We start from the raw sequence: 1,187 nt of genomic DNA, 5'->3' as shown, positions 1-1,187 counted from the left end.
GGCCCGAAAGAAAGGTAGGAGGCCATGACGAAAGGTCTGCACGTGCCTTCCGAGATCGGCAAGCTCAGGAAGGTCTGCCTGCACCGTCCCGGCGACGAGCTCCTCAACCTGCCGCCCGACGAGCTCGAGCGACTCCTGTTCGACGACGTCCCGTTCCTGGAGGTCGCGCAGCAGGAGCACGACACCTTCGCCCAGATCCTGAGGGACCAGGGCGTGGAGGTGCTCTACCTCGAGAACCTCGTCGCCGAGGTGTTCGACCAGGTCCCCGGCGCCCGCGCCGAGTTCACCGACCAGTACATCGCCGAGGCCGGCATCCGCGGCCAGCACATGCCGCAGATCGTCCGCGAGAAGCTGGACTCCATCGAGGACAACCTCGAGTTCGTCAAGAAGACCATGGCCGGCATGACCAAGTCCGAGATCGACATGCCCCTCACGGCGTCCACGACCCTCGACTCCCTGGTCAACTCCGAGTCCGAGTCCGACCTGATCATCGACCCGATGCCCAACCTCTACTTCACCCGCGACCCGTTCGCGGTCATCGGCGAGGGCGTCAACCTCAACCGCATGTACTCGGTCACCCGCAACCGCGAGACCCTGTACGGCAAGTACATCTTCAAGTACCACCCCGACTACAAGGACGTCTCGCTGTACTTCCGCCGCGACTGCCAGTTCCACACCGAGGGCGGCGACGTGCTGAACATCAACGAGAAGACCCTCGCCGTCGGCATCTCCCAGCGCACCCAGGCCGCCGCGATCGACGTCATGGCCCAGAACATCTTCTGGAACTCCGACTCCAAGGTCGAGCGCATCCTGGCCTTCGACATCCCGGTCTCGCGCGCCTTCATGCACCTCGACACGGTCTTCACCCAGATCGACGTCGATAAGTTCACGATCCACCCCGCCATCATGGGCACCCTGCGCGTCTACGAGCTGACCGCCGGCAAGAACCCGGGCGACGTGAACATCCGCCTGATCGAGGACACCCTCGAGCACGTCCTGGAGGACGCCACCGGCGTCGACCAGGTCAAGCTGATCCCCTGCGGCGGCGGCGACCCGATCGCGGCCTCCCGCGAGCAGTGGAACGACGGCTCCAACACCCTGTGCGTCGAGCCCGGCAAGATCTGCGTCTACGCCCGCAACACCGTCACCAACGACGTGCTGTACAAGGAGGGCCTGGACCTTCTCGT

The 1,187-nt window shown here is 64.7% G+C and carries 1 protein-coding gene; it reads left to right on the top strand.

Annotated elements, in window-relative coordinates; all coding sequences use genetic code 11:
- Positions 1–24: 24 nt before the first annotated feature.
- Positions 25–1,187, top strand: a 1,163-nt coding sequence (locus tag ABHR63_RS09985; RefSeq protein WP_346965446.1) for an arginine deiminase, incomplete at its 3' end; no start/stop codon positions are given.

The organism is Collinsella aerofaciens (genome assembly GCF_039752775.1).
Taxonomy (GTDB): Bacteria; Actinomycetota; Coriobacteriia; order Coriobacteriales; family Coriobacteriaceae; genus Collinsella; species Collinsella aerofaciens_R.
The sequence above is the reverse complement of the archived record's forward strand: the minus strand, read 5'-3'. Positions and strand labels throughout refer to the sequence as shown.